General features: G+C 39.0%; 19 protein-coding genes. 11 read left to right on the top strand and 8 right to left on the bottom strand.

The window, feature by feature from the left end; genetic code table 11:
• The first annotated feature begins 470 nt into the window (after nt 1-470).
• Nucleotides 471-1,079, top strand: coding sequence for a Uma2 family endonuclease (locus tag ACOWPH_RS21795; protein WP_015217479.1), 609 nt, complete (start codon nt 471-473; stop codon nt 1,077-1,079).
• A gap of 447 nt (nt 1,080-1,526) precedes the next feature.
• Nucleotides 1,527-1,793: a hypothetical protein gene (locus ACOWPH_RS21800; protein ID WP_371834368.1), complete on the top strand. Its 267-nt coding sequence runs from the start codon at nt 1,527-1,529 to the stop codon at nt 1,791-1,793.
• Between the two features lie 343 nt (nt 1,794-2,136).
• On the opposite strand, the gene asnS is transcribed toward ACOWPH_RS21800, so the two are convergent.
• Together asnS and ACOWPH_RS21810 are read right to left on the bottom strand one after the other, a co-directional pair.
• Nucleotides 2,137-3,528, bottom strand: coding sequence for an asparagine--tRNA ligase (gene asnS / locus ACOWPH_RS21805; RefSeq protein WP_015217480.1), 1,392 nt, complete (start codon nt 3,526-3,528; stop codon nt 2,137-2,139).
• 88 nt (nt 3,529-3,616) lie between these two features.
• The gene (locus tag ACOWPH_RS21810; RefSeq protein ID WP_015217481.1) at nt 3,617-3,961 is read right to left on the bottom strand and encodes a hypothetical protein; all 345 of its coding nucleotides are present in this window, start codon (nt 3,959-3,961) and stop codon (nt 3,617-3,619) included.
• Nucleotides 3,962-4,027: 66 nt separating this feature from the next.
• On the opposite strand from ACOWPH_RS21810, the gene ACOWPH_RS21815 reads away from it, so the two are divergent.
• Nucleotides 4,028-4,288: a DUF6439 family protein gene (locus tag ACOWPH_RS21815; RefSeq protein ID WP_015217482.1), complete on the top strand. Its 261-nt coding sequence runs from the start codon at nt 4,028-4,030 to the stop codon at nt 4,286-4,288.
• Between the two features lie 61 nt (nt 4,289-4,349).
• On the opposite strand, the gene ACOWPH_RS21820 is transcribed toward ACOWPH_RS21815, so the two are convergent.
• Nucleotides 4,350-4,799 carry an ATP-binding protein gene (locus ACOWPH_RS21820; protein WP_015217483.1) on the bottom strand — a complete coding sequence of 150 codons (450 nt, stop codon included), beginning with the start codon at nt 4,797-4,799 and terminating at the stop codon, nt 4,350-4,352.
• 421 nt (nt 4,800-5,220) lie between these two features.
• Nucleotides 5,221-6,594, bottom strand: a complete 1,374-nt coding sequence (rlmD, locus tag ACOWPH_RS21825) for a 23S rRNA (uracil(1939)-C(5))-methyltransferase RlmD (protein ID WP_015217484.1) — start codon at nt 6,592-6,594, stop codon at nt 5,221-5,223.
• A gap of 205 nt (nt 6,595-6,799) precedes the next feature.
• Here rlmD and ACOWPH_RS21830 point away from each other — a divergent pair, with 205 nt between their 5' ends.
• From ACOWPH_RS21830 to ureC, 6 genes are all read left to right on the top strand, one after another.
• Nucleotides 6,800-7,285: an allophycocyanin subunit alpha-B gene (locus ACOWPH_RS21830; RefSeq protein ID WP_015217485.1), complete on the top strand. Its 486-nt coding sequence runs from the start codon at nt 6,800-6,802 to the stop codon at nt 7,283-7,285.
• Between the two features lie 486 nt (nt 7,286-7,771).
• A complete protein-coding gene (locus ACOWPH_RS21835; RefSeq protein WP_280514240.1) occupies nt 7,772-7,861 on the top strand; it encodes a DUF4351 domain-containing protein in 90 nt (29 codons plus the stop codon).
• Between the two features lie 118 nt (nt 7,862-7,979).
• Nucleotides 7,980-8,819, top strand: a complete 840-nt coding sequence (locus tag ACOWPH_RS21840; RefSeq protein ID WP_042466241.1) for an urease accessory protein UreD — start codon at nt 7,980-7,982, stop codon at nt 8,817-8,819.
• A 21-nt stretch (nt 8,820-8,840) separates the two neighbouring features.
• Nucleotides 8,841-9,143: an urease subunit gamma gene (gene ureA / locus ACOWPH_RS21845; protein WP_015217487.1), complete on the top strand. Its 303-nt coding sequence runs from the start codon at nt 8,841-8,843 to the stop codon at nt 9,141-9,143.
• A gap of 38 nt (nt 9,144-9,181) precedes the next feature.
• Nucleotides 9,182-9,487 (top strand): urease subunit beta, encoded by a 306-nt coding sequence (locus ACOWPH_RS21850; RefSeq protein WP_042466243.1) that lies wholly within the window; start codon nt 9,182-9,184, stop codon nt 9,485-9,487.
• A 50-nt stretch (nt 9,488-9,537) separates the two neighbouring features.
• Nucleotides 9,538-11,244 (top strand): urease subunit alpha, encoded by a 1,707-nt coding sequence (ureC, locus tag ACOWPH_RS21855; RefSeq protein WP_015217489.1) that lies wholly within the window; start codon nt 9,538-9,540, stop codon nt 11,242-11,244.
• A 115-nt stretch (nt 11,245-11,359) separates the two neighbouring features.
• On the opposite strand, the gene ACOWPH_RS21860 is transcribed toward ureC, so the two are convergent.
• Entirely contained in the window at nt 11,360-11,692 is a 333-nt protein-coding gene (locus ACOWPH_RS21860; RefSeq protein WP_015217491.1) for a hypothetical protein, read from the bottom strand.
• A gap of 393 nt (nt 11,693-12,085) precedes the next feature.
• On the opposite strand from ACOWPH_RS21860, the gene ACOWPH_RS21865 reads away from it, so the two are divergent.
• The gene (locus ACOWPH_RS21865) at nt 12,086-13,183 is read left to right on the top strand and encodes a sensor histidine kinase (RefSeq protein ID WP_015217492.1); all 1,098 of its coding nucleotides are present in this window, start codon (nt 12,086-12,088) and stop codon (nt 13,181-13,183) included.
• Nucleotides 13,184-13,286: 103 nt separating this feature from the next.
• A complete protein-coding gene (locus ACOWPH_RS21870) occupies nt 13,287-14,669 on the top strand; it encodes an aldehyde dehydrogenase (protein WP_015217493.1) in 1,383 nt (460 codons plus the stop codon).
• A gap of 192 nt (nt 14,670-14,861) precedes the next feature.
• Here ACOWPH_RS21870 and ACOWPH_RS21875 read toward each other — a convergent pair whose 3' ends face one another.
• The 3 genes from ACOWPH_RS21875 to clpP form a co-directional block, all read right to left on the bottom strand.
• The gene (locus ACOWPH_RS21875) at nt 14,862-15,758 is read right to left on the bottom strand and encodes an alpha/beta fold hydrolase (RefSeq protein WP_015217494.1); all 897 of its coding nucleotides are present in this window, start codon (nt 15,756-15,758) and stop codon (nt 14,862-14,864) included.
• A gap of 96 nt (nt 15,759-15,854) precedes the next feature.
• Nucleotides 15,855-17,198, bottom strand: coding sequence for an ATP-dependent protease ATP-binding subunit ClpX (gene clpX, locus ACOWPH_RS21880; protein WP_015217495.1), 1,344 nt, complete (start codon nt 17,196-17,198; stop codon nt 15,855-15,857).
• 10 nt (nt 17,199-17,208) lie between these two features.
• Nucleotides 17,209-17,907, bottom strand: coding sequence for an ATP-dependent Clp endopeptidase proteolytic subunit ClpP (gene clpP, locus ACOWPH_RS21885; protein WP_015217496.1), 699 nt, complete (start codon nt 17,905-17,907; stop codon nt 17,209-17,211).
• Between the last annotated feature and the right edge of the window lie 14 nt (nt 17,908-17,921).

Genomic DNA, 17,921 nt, shown 5'->3' on the forward strand with positions numbered 1-17,921 from the left:
AAGCCAAACTTGAATTTTTAATTCAAACTTCATAATTCATAGTTTATGATACAGCCCTCAACTGCTATGTTCCAACCCGGATATCACCTAAAAATATCACTACATTACCCCCACGCAAATCTCCCATTTTCCCAACTGGAAAGGAAATATAGCTCATAGGGTCTAATAAATCTTTACAAAACGGAAAATTAAATTAAAAGTCAACATTTGGCAATATACACAAATCAATAAATACATTAGAATAGTATCAGTACTGTAGTTTTAAATATAACCAGTCATCTCGTATCCGTTTGAATACTTCTTATTAGCAGATTATTAGCAGGAAAGAAGTATTCGCCAAGAAAATTAACCCCACGTGAGGAAATGATTGATTTTAGGAAAATTACACTGGAGGAAGAAAATTTACATCTTCATTCAGAATCAGGATGTCCGGGATTTAAGGATTTACATAATGGAGATTAGTAAAGATTATGAAACTACAAACTACTACCCAAGAAATAAAAACAGTTACAGCCTACTATACTCCAGAAGAATATTTAGAACTAGAACAAAAATCTGATTATAAAAATGAATATAAAAATGGAGAAATTATACCTATGACTGGAGGAACAACAAACCATAATAAACTAGCTGGTAACTTTTATATCTCTTTGAATTTGGCACTAAATGATTTAGATTATGAAGTTTACATTGGTGATGTGAAATTGTGGATACCAAAATATCGAGAATTTACTTATCCTGATGTGATGGTAATTGAGGGTGAACCTGTGTATTATGGAACTAACACCACTATAGTTACTAACCCGTTATTAATTGGTGAAGTTTTATCTAAATCTACAAAAGATTACGATCAGGGAGATAAATTTCTGTATTATCGTTCAATTCCTGAATTTAAAGAATATGTTTTGATTGACCAAACTAAATATTATGTAATGCAGTACGTGAAAAATAATGAGAATCAATGGTTTTTGACGGAGTATGAAACAGAAGATGCTATTTTAAATTTGGCATCAATTAATGTGAAATTCCCATTGAAGCAATTGTATAAAAAAATTAACTTTTTGGAAAAAATAGAGTAAAAAGAGTGCAGGATGTAAGGGTGTCTATTGATGCTATGGGAACACAAAAATCAATTGCTGAGAAAATTATTGGCACAGATGCTGATTAGACACTATCAGATTTATTCGTCAATTTGATAATGGTAGTGGAGACCATACACAACTGGAGTTTAGACTAAAAACAGAGATACAAGTTAAAACTACTGAGAAAAAGTGAGTTAAAAAGACTACTAATTATAGAGAATAGAGAATTGGCGAAAAAAAAGCGGTCAGTGATGTAAAACTGACCGCAAAATGTTCAATGCTGATAAATGTAAAAGAGTTATCAGATTGACAATTTTTCCTTTTGCCTATTGGGGTTATGGATTTAAGCTTCAATCCCATCGAAACACCACCTTTAGAAGTTGTTGAAAAAGGTATTGAGGCAATTAGAGACTATTTTCGCATAATCTTGTAGTTGTCTTTTCTATGATTGCCACTTTTGGTGGTCTTTTACCATTTCATTATCTAGCTTTAGCAATTATTGGTAAAGCAATATTTATTGTTTTAATAGGAGTCTTACAACTACGTCAAGATAACCGATTATCTGAAAAATCTTTTGTGGAGTTAGTAAAAAAAGAATCAACCATTACTCAAGCAGTTTCAGTTCCTTTAGTCATAGAAATTGTTAGCAGTAATTGGAAAACCGATTATTCCACTAAAGCTGATGAATATGAATCAATGGGTATTCCTTAATATTGGATATTTGATTATGCTGCTTTCGGTGGAAGAAGATTTATCGGTAATCCTAAACAACCCACTATCTGAGTTTATTCTTTAATTGATGAAAAATATCTAGTTAATTAATTTAGAGGTGATGATCAGATCGTATCTCCACTTTTTCCAGATTTAAACTTAAATATTTCTCACATTTTACAAAAAATATAGCAGTATGCACTTCCATGATTTACATCCCACATTCTGCACCCCAATAGTCACAAACGTAAATTACTAAGAGAAAAAAGGCAAGCAAGAATAAAAACAGACATAATTCATCAAACTAAATGGTGGGTTAGCGACAGCGTAACCCACCCTACAATTAAAACTCTGCGCTTTGTGGTGTGCGGGGGAACGGAATTACATCACGAATATTTCCCATACCCGTCATAAATTGCACCAATCTTTCAAACCCCAAACCAAAACCAGCATGGGGAACAGTACCATAACGACGTAAATCTAAATACCACCACAAATCTGCCGGATTCATACCTTGGGCTAAAACCCGTTTTTCTAATACATCAAGCCTTTCTTCCCGTTGAGAACCACCAATTATTTCCCCTATTTTTGGTGCGAGAATATCCATGGCGCGGACGGTTTTTTCATCATCACTCAACCGCATATAAAAAGCTTTGATTTGGGCGGGATAATCTGTAACAATCACAGGCTTTTTAAACAATTGTTCTGCTAAATAGCGTTCATGTTCTGATTGCAAATCTGCACCCCAACTGACAGGATAATCAAATTTAACATCAGCCTTTTCTAAAAGTTTGACCGCTTCTGTATAAGTCAATCTTTCAAATTGATTATTAATAATATTATTTGCGGTTTCTAAGACAGTCTTATCAATCCGTTCGTTGAAAAATTCCATGTCTTCTGGACAAGTTTCTAATACATATTTAAAGATATATTTAAGAAACTCCTCCGCTAAATCCATATCACCTTCTAAATCACAAAAAGCCATTTCTGGTTCGACCATCCAAAATTCTGCTAAGTGGCGAGAAGTGTTAGAATTTTCAGCGCGAAATGTGGGTCCAAAAGTGTAGACATTAGTAAACGCCATTGCCATAATTTCGGCTTCTAATTGTCCACTGACTGTTAAATAAGCAGGTTTACTAAAGAAGTCTTGGCTATAATCAATTTCTTGATTTTCGGTGCGAGGGACATTCTTTAAATTAAAATTGGTAACACTAAATAATTCGCCCGCGCCTTCACAGTCACTAGCAGTAATAATGGGAGTATGTACCCATAAAAATCTTTTTTCTTGAAAGAATTGGTGAATAGCTGCTGAACAGGCATTTCTCACCCGGAATACTGCACCAAAGGAGTTAGTTCTAGAACGCAAATGGGCAATGGTTCGCAGAAACTCAAAGGAATGACGTTTCTTTTGCAGAGGATAGGTATCGGGGTCAGCGTCTCCGTAGACTTTTACACTATTAGCTTTTAATTCTATTCTCTGTCCTTTGCCTTGGGAAGCCACAAGTACACCTGTGACCTCTACAGAAGCACCAGTATTTATTTGTTTTAATATTCCTTCGTAGTTTGGTAAATCTTGATTAATGACTATTTGTAAATTACCTAAAGATGAACCATCATTAACTTCCAGAAATGCGAAGCCTTTTAACTCGCGTTTTGTTCTTACCCAAGCTTGAATTACCAAGACCTCTTCTGGTTCTCCAGTTTTTAATATTTCTGCAATGCGACGATTTACCATTTTCTACAATTTGTATTTTGTTAATGTATATAATATTAATTTTATGAAAAATTAACAGTTTCAGCCAATCAAAAATCCCAATTTGGAATTAACCAGCACAAGACTTTAATAGCCAGCCTATGATTACACCTAAACCGCCAAAGCGAACAGCTTGCCAAAAAGGTCTTTTCAGGCTATTCCAAGAAAATAGCTGGCTTTCTAAGTTTAGTTCTAACGCCTCTAATTGTTTTTGAATACGCTTTAACTCTGATTTAATTTCTGGGGACTGCTTTTTATTTTGTTTCAGATTTTTTAATTCTTGTTGCCATTGTGCCTTTTGTTGTTGATCTTGTTGCACTTGGGCATATCTTTCTTTTAATAATCGGAGTGAAGTTTCTACTTCTTCTAGTTCCTGTTCAAAGTCTGGCTGCTGGTTTTCCTGTAAATTAGTCATTGGTGATTTGTCATTGGCTATGATGATTAAATCATAACTGTTAATATTCACTCACCACTTAGTCTTATGTTTCAAACTAGTCAACTGAAAGAAATCAGCACTCTAGAACTGGCTCAAGCCCTGATAGAAAGGCTAAGTATCTCCCCTGATGATTGGCATCGCCTCAAGTCTAACCGCAATTCCCGTGCTAGTGAACAGGTAGCGGCTGCTATGGTGTTTCTCCTCAAAAACCAGCCTCAAGAAGCTCAAGCGAGATTAGAACAGGCTATTGGTTGGTTAGATAAGTCAATTTCTGCCCCTCCTTGTGAAAGTCACGGAAAAAAATGAGGGGAATGGAGATCAATCAGCACCAATGGCGTATTGTAATACATCTCTGCTTTGGCTGTCTTCATCGCCGTAATGACAGAAGACGGCGGGCTTCTATTTGCTTACAAAGCCGCAATTCTGTGCCTTTACGGTTCCACTCTACCTGATCAAAGATGAGATGCAGGAGAGACATACCTCGCCCACTTTCGGCTTCATCTGGTGGTAAATAGTCTGTAGGATCGCTATCGCTATCAGGTGAGGGAGTGAAGCCACTTCCTTGGTCTGAAATAATCCACCAATATTGATTATCTATTAGGGAAAAACGAACTACTACTAGTTTGCCAGGATCAAGATTATTGCCATGTTTAGCTGCGTTGACTAGGGCTTCTTGAAGTCCTAATCGCAGTTCGGCTTGTAATTTGGTGGGAACATCTGCCAATAGTAAATCTAATATCGGACAAAGATAAAGGGTTGAGGCAAAACTAATAGTGCCCCAATTGCGTCCAACTGGACGTAGGGAAATGGTAATCACAAGAGAAACCCCGTAGCTTTTAGTTAGCTAGACATTAGTTTGGTGTCACAGGCACCCTAATAATCATTGAGGTGGTCATACTGCCTTCAAACTTGAGTCTGTAAAACTAAATTTTAAAAATGCTAGGGAGCATCGACTCTAAATATAGAAGTGAGAATTGGTCTGTTAAAAATTGGCTGTAATTTTACCGCCTATGCGGTCAGCAACTTGGAAGTTGCTATTAATTTAAATGGGTATATAAATAGCCCGCTTTATTGCCACTTAATAATTTACACAATTTAATTCACCTTTAAGAGTCTATGCAACTTCAATTTTTTAACAACAGGAATGTGTATTTTTAGATTAATTCTATTTTAGCATTACTACCATGCACTAGACTACAAATTTCTCATTTGAGTTTTTTGTAAATAATTTACTGACTCTAATCCATGGGTGAACGCGCTAGAAATGCGGCGGCTTCCACATGAGCCGTTTGGGGGAAAAAGTCTGCGGGCTGTACCCTATTGAGAGTGTATAGTCCGTTTTCACACAGTAGTTTTAGGTCACGAGCTAGGGTGGATACTTTACAACTGACGTAAACAATCCGAGAAGGTTTCAAGTCAAGTAAGGTTTTGATGACGTTAGCTTCACATCCTTTGCGTGGCGGATCAAGTAATACAACATCGGGTACAATGCCTAGATTTGGAAGATTTTTTTCAACTGCGCCTATTTGAAATGTAACATTATTAATTTCATTATGTGTGGCGTTGAGAATGGCCTGTTGTACTGCTGTTGATTGGACTTCTAAGCCGATAACTTGGCGTGCTTGTTTGGCTAGGGGTAAGGTCAATGTCCCGATACCGCAGTAGGCATCGACTAGAATTTCGTGACCTTGTAAATTGAGTTCTGACTGAATTACTTGTAATAGGGATTCTGCGGTTTCTGTGTAGACCTGAAAGAATGTATCTGGGAGGATTTGAAATTCCAGTCCGGCAAATATTTCGCGCAGATAAGGAACTCCGACGATAGAACGGGTTTCTGAACCAAAGATAGCATTTGTGCGATCGCTATTTCGATTCAATGACACCCCTACCAATTGGGGATATCTCTCTAACCATTCTTGTGCTTGGGTTTCAATTCCAGATAATTTCCAATCTTTCACTACCAAAGTCAGCAGCATTTCCCCTGTTCGACGACCAATACGTAAACCCAAATGGCGAATTAACCCTTGGTGACGGTGTTCGTTATAAATTGACCAACCCCGCTTCTGGATATCTAACTTCACCTCAGCCAGCATGGAGTTAAAGCGGGAGTCTTGAACTGGACACTGATTCAAATTAATTAATTGATGGCTACCTTTTTGGTAATAACCAGCTTGTACCTGCCCCGTAGCTGAGATACCCAGAGGATAGGTGACTTTGTTGCGATAACCTAAGGATGATTCAGCCACCAATACAGGGTCTACAGGTGGGTTAACAAAATTGCCAATACGTTCTAGAGCTTGAATTACTTGATTGCGCTTGGCTATCAGCTGGTAGTTATAATCAATATGCTGCCACTGACAACCGCCACATTTATCAGCCACAATGCAGTTTGGTCTAATTCGTCCTGGAGATCGTTTGAGGATTTCCTTGAGCGTAGCCTGAGCATATTTGGGTTTAACGTTTACCAGTCTAACAAGAGTGCGATCGCCTGGTACAGTGTCTGGAACAAAGACCACACGCTGCTCAAACCTGCCCACACCATCACCCGTATCACTCAAATCAGAAATTTCCACTTCAATTACTTCACCCTGTCGCCAAACATTATTAGTCATTAGTCATTCAATTTTGGATTTTAGACTTAGGCCAGCTCAGTCGAACAATTTTGGATGTGGTGATTGAAGAATTATTACAAGTGCTTCCTTATTTTTCCCCAATCCCCAATCCCCAGTTCCTATTACTATCTTCTCACACCCTTCACTTCTGTACCTCTAACTAGTTAAACTAGCAAATAATATTTCGCGTAATTGCATAATAATCATGACTGTAATTAGCCAAGTTATTCTCCAAGCTGACGACGAACTGCGTTACCCCAGCAGTGGCGAACTCAAGAGTATCAAAGAATTTTTGCAAACTGGTCTACAGCGGACAAGAATCGTCTCTACTCTTGCGGAAAATGAAAAAAAGATAGTTCAGGAAGCAACCAAAAAACTTTGGCAGAAGCGCCCTGACTTTATCGCCCCCGGTGGCAATGCTTACGGAGAAAAGCAACGTGCTTTATGTATCCGCGATTTTGGCTGGTACTTGCGCCTGATTACTTACGGCGTACTTGCTGGAGACAAAGGCCCAATTGAAAAGATTGGTTTGATAGGCGTGCGGGAAATGTACAACTCTTTAGGCGTTCCTGTCCCAGGAATGGTGGAAGCTATCACTTCTCTCAAACAAGCCTCCTTGGATTTATTGAGCGCTGAAGATGCTGTCGAAGCAGCCCCTTACTTTGATTACATCATTCAAGCGATGTCCTAATACACCTGGTATTAGTTCTAGCAGTGGACTTTCAGTCTACCAGAGTGAGTATGAGACATTAGTACTCAATCCCAATCAATAAAATTCATCATTTGAGGACACCTTCCCCACACTTGATAGTGGCTATGGCAAAATCTTTGTCAAGTTATTATCTGGTAGTGGGGATATTTTATACTCAGTAATTAAGATAAAGACAAAAAACCGACAGGTTTAAGGCTGTCGGTCATTAGTGTGTTCCCTATTAATGACTCGGCTAGAGTTCAGTTATAGGTGATTATGCCAATATGCCCACTCTTAGAGGAGGATCTTTATCATATAAAAATTGTGATTATAATCATGTTTTTTGTGATTATAATCACCAATGTATTACCTAAAAAATGTATTCACTTCAATAATTAATTTTACTTAGCCATCCTAAATCAAACTCAATACTTTCATGTCAAAAAACCTAAAACTTGTGAAACCGAATACTATATTCCTTCAAACATCCTTTTAGAAGATTTGGGAGAAGCATTATTTGATTTTTCTGAAGTTGGTGATTTAGTGACTTGGTTAAACGAAAGAGTGGGCAATTAATCAAGATTTAGTAAGAATATTTTTTAGAGCCATTGTATATAATATCTCTTCGTAGATTTAATCATATTTATATTTTGAATGATAAAGTTAAAAGCAGAGAAATTTTATGCATTTATCAATGATTGTTAACAGTCCAATAGATAAAAATTGGCATGGAAGACTTAACTTAGTCTATGCTAAACGCCAAGATTCCACTCAGTTAATTTACAACCATCATCAAGCGCCGTTTAATATACAACGCCCCTTTTATCCAGAAGGACAAGAAGTTTGTCACAGCGTCATTTTACACACGGCTGGGGGCATTGTGGGGGGCGATCGCTTGTCATCTGATATCCACCTCGAAAAAGATTCTCAAGCATTAATCACCACAGCCGCTGCTGGTAAGGTATATCGCAGTAATGGCTTACCAGCAAAACAAACCGTAAATATCCAAATTGGTGCTAATGCTTGTTTAGAATATTTACCTCAAGAGACTATTTTATTCAATGGTGCTGTTTATCGTCAAGATTTAAAGGTAAAATTAGATACCAACTCTAGCTTTATCGGCTGGGAGATTACACGGTTGGGACGCAGTGCGAGAGGAGAAAAGTTTTTAGAGGGAGAAATGCGATCGCACACCGAAATCTGGCAAAATGGTATTCCGCAATGGATTGATAGGCAAATCTTGCCCGGTAGTGAAGAAGTATTTCACAGTCCCCACGGTTTAGCGGGATATCCTGTAGTTGGTAGCCTCGTTTGGGTAGGAAGTTCTGTTTCCAGAGAAATTATTGAAAAAGCACGTTCTCTAGTTACTCAAAATAATTTAACGGGTGTGAGTCGTCTGCAAAATGGATTTTTGTGTCGATATCGTGGTAATTCTACATCTGAAGTCAGAAACTGGTTTACAAATGTTTGGCAAATTTTACGAGTATCTTTGCTAAATCGTGGTAATTGTATTCCCAGAGTCTGGCAGATTTGAAATAACCGCAGAGGATGAAAAATGCAACTTACACCCCAGGAAAAAGATAAATTATTAATTTTTACTGCTGCTTTAGTAGCAGAAAGACGAAAAAATAGAGGTTTGAAATTGAATTATCCAGAAGCAGTTGCTTTTATTTCTGCTGCGATTTTGGAAGGTGCAAGAGATGGACAAACGGTGGCAGAATTAATGAGTTATGGCACAACCTTATTAACTCGTAATGATGTCATGGAAGGTATTCCTGAAATGATTCATGATGTACAAGTAGAAGCAACTTTTCCAGACGGAACTAAGTTAGTAACTGTACATAATCCGATTAGATAATGCTCACGCAAAGGCGCAAAGACGCAAAGGAAGAAATTATGATTCCAGGTGAAATCATCACCCCAGCAGGTGAAATAGAATTAAATCTAGGTCGTCCAACCACAAAATTAATAGTAGCAAATACAGGAGATAGACCAATTCAAATCGGTTCACATTTCCACTTTTACGAAGTTAACACCGCCCTACATTTTGATAGAGAAAAAGCGCGAGGAATGCGATTAGATATCCCCGCCGGCACAGCCGTGAGATTTGAACCAGGAGACGAAAAAGAAATTACCCTCATCCACCTCGTTGGTAAACGCCAAATTTACGGCTTCAACAACAAAATTGACGGAAACCTCTAAATTTCTCTCTGTGCCTCTGCGACTCTGCGTGATAAAAAAAAGGATTTTCTATGACCTACAAAATGAACCGCCAAGCCTACGCTGAAACCTACGGACCAACAGTAGGAGACAAAATCAGACTAGCTGACACAGAATTATTTATTGAAGTAGAACAAGACTTCACCACATACGGCGACGAAGTAAAATTTGGTGGGGGAAAAGTCATCAGAGACGGAATGGGACAATCCCCCATTTCTAATCATGATGGTGCAGTAGACTTAGTTATTACTAACGCCTTAATTCTCGATTGGTGGGGAATTGTGAAAGCGGATATTGGTATTAAAGACGGCAAAATTCACAAAATTGGTAAAGCTGGAAATCCCTATATTCAAGACAACATAGATATTATTATTGGACCCGGAACCGAAGCTTTAGCAGGGGAAGGAATGATTCTGACGGCTGGGGGAATTGATTCTCACATTCATTTTATTTGTCCCCAACAGATTGAAGTTGCGATCGCATCGGGAATCACTACCATGATAGGTGGAGGAACAGGCCCCGCAACAGGTACAAACGCCACCACCTGCACTCCCGGCCCTTGGAATATGTACCGAATGCTGCAAGCGGCTGATGCTTTCCCGGTTAATATCGGCTTTTTAGGCAAAGGTAACACCAGTCAACCCCAAGGACTCATAGAACAAGTCCAAGCCGGTGCAATGGGGTTAAAACTCCATGAAGACTGGGGAACTACCCCCGCAACCATTGACACCTGTCTCACTGTTGCTGATGAATATGATGTCCAAGTTGCAATTCACACCGACACCCTCAACGAAGCCGGATTTGTTGAAGATACTATTGCGGCTTTTAAACATCGTGCCATTCACACCTACCACACCGAAGGTGCAGGAGGAGGACACGCACCCGATATCATCAAAGTCTGTGGACAAAGCAACGTTTTACCATCTTCCACGAATCCTACCCGTCCTTACACCCTCAACACCCTAGATGAACACCTGGATATGTTGATGGTATGTCATCACTTAGATCCGGCAATTCCCGAAGATGTTGCCTTTGCTGAGTCCCGCATTCGTCGAGAAACCATCGCTGCGGAGGATATTCTGCACGATTTAGGCGCGTTTAGTATGATTGCTTCGGATTCCCAAGCGATGGGACGTGTTGGTGAAGTGATAATTCGGACTTGGCAGACATCACACAAAATGAAGGTACAACGCGGAAGCCTTGCTGGAGATAGCAATGCAGACAATCTCCGAGCGAAAAGATATGTCGCTAAATATACAATTAACCCAGCGATTACACATGGTATTTCCCAATATGTGGGGTCAGTGGAAGCCGGGAAATTAGCAGATTTATGTTTGTGGAAACCGGCCTTTTTTGGTGTGAAACCAGAAATTGTGATTAAAGGGGGAATGATTGCTTGGGCGCAAATGGGTGATGCAAATGCTAGTATTCCCACACCGCAGCCTGTACACGCACGTCCCATGTTTGGTAGTTTTGCCGGTGCGAGGAATGCTACATCATTAACTTTTGTTTCTCAAGCTGCTTTAGAAAGAGATATTCCCCAACAATTAGGGTTACACAAAACAGCAGTTGCAGTTTCAGGAACTCGGCAAATTAGTAAGCGGGATATGAAATTAAATGATGCTTTACCTCATATTGAAGTAGACCCAGAAACCTACGAAGTTCGCGCAGATGGAGAATTATTAACTTGTGAACCAGCAACGGTTTTACCAATGGCACAAAGATACTTTTTGTTTTAGTTTATGACTGAACTATCCACCGATTACGATAGTCCTTGGAAAGAAATTATAGAACTTTATAGCAATTCCCAAGCTCATGAAATACACCCCACCCGCGTTGTCGCGCACCCTCCCCTTACCAAGGGGAGGGTTGGGGAAAGGTAATTTTGTATCTAACTAGAGTGGGAAAGGCTATATTTCGACAAGTTTTTAGAGTTTTTATTTCCCTTAGCTTATGCAGAAATAGACTGGAATCGTCCTTATCAATTTTAGTAAGGGTGAAGTATTCGGGTGATAAACTATCCTTAAAAGCATTGATTTTCTGTCCAAATGCTTCGCCCCTACTAGTCCCAAATTTATCAATTAAAGCTATTTTTGCCTTTTCTATACCTTTTTGAGAAGCCTGAGGCGACATAATCTCCTTAGAAACTTTTACACCATTATATTGCTGTTGGCAAAAGTCACACATACAGAAAGCCTGTTAAATACGACATTAGAGGGATTTCAGAAAGACATAAATCTAATATGCTGACTAAGGCGATCGCAATGCTAGAAACTCTAATCCCCTAATTACTCAACAAATCTCTTGAAATTATCCTGACTCTACTGCTGGAAAAATCCTGGAAACGGCTGCTGAAGGATGAAAATAGCCAAAATCTCAACTATTTCCTGAAACTAAAAACGCCTCTCAAACCCGTTATCAAAGACACAATAAATAACCCAAAAACCTCTATGTGTAAGATACTAAAGGGATACTACACTCCTAGAAAATCTCTATTGCTCAAGCGTATAGTTTATGGATTTTTACCAGGGTAAGCTAATCTAAGAAAAGCTAACTGTTTCCCTCTACCGCTTAAAGTCTATGAGTTCAAAATCTCCCCGCACCGACAAAATACTAGTTGTAGACGACTCCCCTGATAACATCTTTCTCATCAAAACTATCTTAGAAGCAGAAGGTTATACAGTTAGCACTGCCGAAAGTGGTGCTTCAGCACTCGAAAAACTGCAAGCATCTCCATCTGACTTGGTGTTACTAGATTTAATGATGCCAGAAATGGATGGCTATGAAGTCACCAGATGCATTCGTAGCGAGATAAATTTCTTGCAATATATCCCCATACTATTAATTACTGCCCACGATTCTCCCAGCGTTGCTGAAGGCTTAGATTTGGGTGCTGATGACTTTATCCGCAAACCTGTCAGCGTAGATGAATTACTGGCCAGAGTGCGATCGCTCCTCCGACTCAAACATAGCATAGATGAACGTGATGAAATTGCCCGTCAGCGTCAAGATTTCGTTTCCCGTCTCACCCATGACTTACGCACTCCTTTAGTAGCCGCAGATAGGATGTTGATGCTATTACAGCAAGGTGCTTTGGGACAATTATCACCCCAAATACAAGAAGTAGTAATCATCATGGCGCGGAGTAACATAAACTTGCTAACTATGGTTAATACCTTATTAGAAGTTTACCGCTTTGAAGCAGGTCGCAAAACCCTAACTTTTCAACCTGTAAATATCAACCAATTACTCAAAGATGTATCAGCAGAATTAGCACCCCTAGCTGAAGAAAAAGCACTGGCTATAAATCTAGATTTCTCTAATGATTCAACTCCAAAAACAGTTCTTGGTGATCGATTAGAATTACATCGTCTCTTCACAAACTTGATAGGTAACGCCATTAAATTTACCGATTCTGGTTCAATCACAATCCGTATTAATAATCAACATCAGTTAGAACAAAATGTTATTGAAGTCGCAGATACAGGGTCTGGTATCCCCCCTGAAGACCAACTCACCTTATTTGAAAGATTTCGACAAGGTAATCATAATCGGTCTGGTAGCGGTTTAGGACTTTATCTAGCGCGTCGGATTGTGGAAGCACATGAAGGAACTATTCATGTCAAATCTGAGTTAGGTAAAGGTAGCATTTTTAGTATTTATCTACCAGTTCATTAAATACAGAAACCGAAGCACAGAGGCAGAGAAAAAAGAGACGCTATCTTATACTAATACATTTATTTTCAGTTTGTTATAACTATTGAATTGACTCATAAACAAAATGATTACTGAATTATCAATTAGTGAAAATCTTCGCCAACAGCGTATTTACTTTTCTACAGGTAAATCCAAAGAAATTAATTTCCGACTGCAACAATTAAAAACTCTCAAACAATTAATTATTGATAATGAACTCGTAATTATTCAAGCATTACAAGCAGATTTACAAAAACCAGAACTTGAAGCTGTTACTTCCGAAATTATCTTAGCTTTAAAAGAAATTGAATTAGCAATTAAAAATCTGAGAAATTGGGCTAAACCTAAGAAAGCAGCAATTCCTTGGCAATTATTACCCGCTTCAGCCCAAATCACACCAGAACCATTGGGAGTAGTTTTAATTATTGGGGCTTGGAACTATCCCTTTGAATTAGTAATTGTTCCTTTAATCGGTGCCATAGCTGCCGGAAATTGTGCAGTTCTCAAACCTTCAGAAATTTCCACTCATACCTCCCATGTTTTAGCTGAAATTATTCCTAAATATTTTGATTCAGACTATATTTCTGTAATTGCCGGAGGTGTAGAAACAAGCCAAAAATTATTAGCAGAAAAGTTTGATCATATATTTTTCACAGGTAGCCCTCATGTAGGTAAAATCGTCATGGCTGCTGCTGCTAAACATCTTACACCTGTAACTCTAGAATTAGGTGGTAAAAATCCCTGTATCGTAGATACTGATATTCATTTTGAACATACCGCTAGACGCATTATTTGGGGTAAATTTATTAATGCTGGACAAACTTGTATTGCCCCTGATTATCTGTTAGTTAATAAAAAAATCAAGGATAAATTATTAATTAATCTAGAAAAATGCCTAAAAGAATTTTATGGTGATAGTCCAGATAAAAGTCCAGATTATGCCAGAATTATCAATCAACAGCACTTTGATAGATTAGTTAATTTCCTAAAAAATGCTGAGATTATTGTTGGTGGAGAAAATAAAGCAAATGAATTTTATATCGCACCAACATTAATACAAAATGTCTCATTTACAGATTCTATTATGCAGGAAGAAATTTTTGGGCCTATCCTGCCCATAATTGAATACACGGATATTGAAGAAGCTATCAACTGGGTTAATTCTCAACCAAAACCCCTAGCTATATATTTATTTTCTGAAAATGAATTTCTGCAAAAGCAAGTTTTACAAGCAACTTCTTCCGGTGCAGTTTGTTTCAACGAAACAGTAATTCATTTTACTGTTCCATCTTTACCATTTGGTGGTGTGGGTAATAGCGGTATTGGCAGTTATCACGGTAAATCTAGTTTCGATACTTTTTCCCATTACAAAAGTATCTTAAAAAATCCTTTTTGGGTAGATATAAAATTACGATATGCCCCTTACAAAGGCAAATTATCTATATTAAGGCAACTTTTGAAGTTTTAATTCAAAATTTAAAATCGTAAAAATCTAGGCAAAAAAGTCCCAGAAACCTTAATTTGTATAAGAAGTGATGCAGGATTTTTAACATTATTACAAAATATTGTCTCTTTTCCCTGTTCCCTTATCTCAAACTTCTCGGTCTAGCATAACAAATACCGAAGAACCAGCTATTTTATTAAAATTATTAAATCAAGATCAATTATTTAAAAATTCTTGTATCTTTCTCAAGTAGGTTTCTGGATCTTCCAGCATCGGAAAATGTGCGGTATTCGGAATCAATGCAAATTCAACATTTTCACTCAATTGCGCCGCTTTTTCGCCCATTTTCGCCGGAATAATGATGTCATATTCTCCTGCTACTAGTAGCGTTGGTACTGTTAATTTGCTAAATTCCTGGGGCATAAAGTCCGCTTGTTTCTTGCTGACAGACGTGAAAATTGTCCCCAAAGCCGCATCATAATCAGCATCTATAAAATCTTGTAAAAAAGCTGTTCTCTCAGATTTGGGGATAGGACTATGCAGAAATCTTGCCATAAACATCTTGTCAGCCAAGGGTATTTTTCCTAACCACTTGGGACGAAATTTAACTACTAATCCACCAAATTTATAAAAGGATGTAAAAGCTTTTTCGTCATATTCAAAAATTCCGCTACAAGTTAAAATCCCTTTTTCCACTCTTTGGGGGTAGCGGTTAAAAAATAAAGTGGCAATTGAAGCACCCATTGAATGAGCATTAATATAGACACGCTGGAGATGCAACCCGTCTAATAAAGCTGCCAAATCTTCAGCATAATCCTCTAATTCATAAGTTAACTCTTGAATTGCCTCTTTTTTTTCCTGTTTTGACTGCGATTCAACTACAGACTCGGCAGTTTGGACGATAGTTGGTTTACCATGAGAACGCCCAAAACCTCGCATATCGTAGAGTAAACAGTCAAATTTGTCTAGTAAAGCCTCAGCAGTGCTTCGCCAATACCTAGACGAACCAGCCCAACCATGAATAAAAACCATCACTGGCTTCACTTCTGAATCAGATGATGATTTTATCCACTCGTAGTAATGCTCAACCCCACGAACATTGATATAAGGCATACTTTCAAGGGAACAGGTAACAGGGAACAGGTAACAGGAAAATTCTGAACTTCTGAACTTCTGAACTTCTGAACTCCTGAACTCCTGCCTTCTAAACTATGCTGATTCTGGTTTGGGCAACGAAGATGGATGTACTAACAGTTCAGCGGTAGAACGTTTTTCAACCATTTCCCGTGTTACTGTGCAGCGAGTCACATCTTTCCGAGATGGTAACTCATACATTACATCCAGCATCAATTCTTCCACAATGCCCCGCAGCGCCCGCGCCCCAGTTTTGCGCCGATAGGCTTCTTGAGCGATCGCTTTTAAGGCTTCTGCTTTAAAATCTAACTGGACGTTATCCATATTCAACAGTTTTTGGTACTGCTTCACCAAGGCACTGCGTGGTTGGGTAAGAATCGCCATTAGCGCCTCTTCATCCAGGGGATCTACCACTGCTATCATTGGCATCCGTCCGATAAATTCAGGAATCATCCCAAATTTCACCAAGTCATCCGGTTGGAGATGACGCAGTGTATCTGCTGCCCGTTTCTCTTTAGATAGACCTTCTCCTGGTTGGACAAAACCAATTGACTTTTTACCCACTCTCTGATCTACGACTTTTTCCAAACCTACAAAAGCACCACCACAGATAAACAGGATGTTACTAGTATCAATTTGGATACAATCTTGATAAGGGTGCTTGCGTCCGCCTTGGGGAGGAACATTGGCGGTTGTACCTTCCAACATTTTCAGCAAAGCTTGCTGTACACCTTCCCCAGAAACATCCCTCGTAATCGAGGTATTTTCACTTTTGCGGGCGATTTTGTCAATTTCGTCGATGTAGATAATGCCTCGCTGTGCTTCTTCTACATCCAAATCGGCTACTTGTAAAAGTCGCAGCAAGATATTTTCTACATCTTCCCCCACATACCCTGCTTCTGTCAGAGTTGTGGCATCAGCAACGGCAAAGGGTACATCCAGAATTTTGGCTAGAGTTTGTGCTAACAGAGTTTTGCCGCAACCAGTCGGGCCCATTAATAAAATATTGGACTTTTGTAGTTCTACTGCATCATCTGCCCCACCTTTGCCATTACCTTTAGACTGAACAATAGCCAATCGCTTGTAGTGATTGTAAACAGCGACTGACAATACTTTTTTGGCTTCATCTTGACCAATAACGTGTTCGTCTAAATAGTTTTTAATCTCTCTCGGTTTGGGGATTTGGTTAAATGAGAGATTGGAAGAACGGGTACGGCGTTTTTGAGGTGGTTCTGACCGTGGTGCTGGTTGGGATGCCGCAGCAGCATTTGTATCAAGTAACTCCTCATCTAGGATTTCATTACACAAGTCAACGCATTCATCGCAGATGTAGACTCCCGGCCCTGCGATTAGTTTACGCACCTGCTCCTGAGACTTGCCACAAAACGAACATTTTAAATGGGAGTCGTACTTAGACATACCAAGCCTCTTATTTCAGAATGGTGACGTTTTCCCCTGCGGTGGGAAGATTTTGTCTAGAAATAACCTGATCGATCAAACCGTAGTTCTTGGCTTCTTCTGCTGACATGAAAAAGTCGCGTTCCGTGTCTGCTTCGATCTTTTCCAAGGGTTGACCAGTATGTTTGGCCATTAATTGATTCAAGTTACCCTTAATGTAAAGAATTTCTCTAGCTTGAATTTCAATATCAATAGCTTGTCCTTGAGCGCCACCAAGGGGTTGGTGAATCATAATCCTGGAGTCAGGTAAAGACATACGTTTGCCGGCAGCTCCAGATGTTAACAAAAATGCCCCCATACTAGCAGCTAGACCAAAACAGATGGTAACTACATCAGGGCGTATTTGCTGTATTGTATCATAGATAGCCATCCCTGCGTAGACGGAACCACCAGGAGAATTAATGTAAAGTTGAATATCTTTTTCTGAGTCTTCGGCATCTAGAAACAGCAATTGGGCAACTATGGAGTTAGCAACGACATCATCTATTGGTGTTCCCAAAAAAATAATCCGCTCTCGCAGTAGGCGGGAGTAGATGTCAAAAGCCCTTTCTCCCATGCCGGATTGTTCCACCACCATCGGGACGATGTTGTTAGGGCTGCTGTAATTACAGCTAATACCAATGGGACTCAAGCTACTGATTGGGTAATTTCCCGACTGCGATACAAGCATACAAGAATATTTAA

Source organism: Anabaena sp. PCC 7938 (assembly GCF_049315035.1).
Taxonomy (GTDB): Bacteria; Cyanobacteriota; Cyanobacteriia; order Cyanobacteriales; family Nostocaceae; genus Anabaena; species Anabaena cylindrica.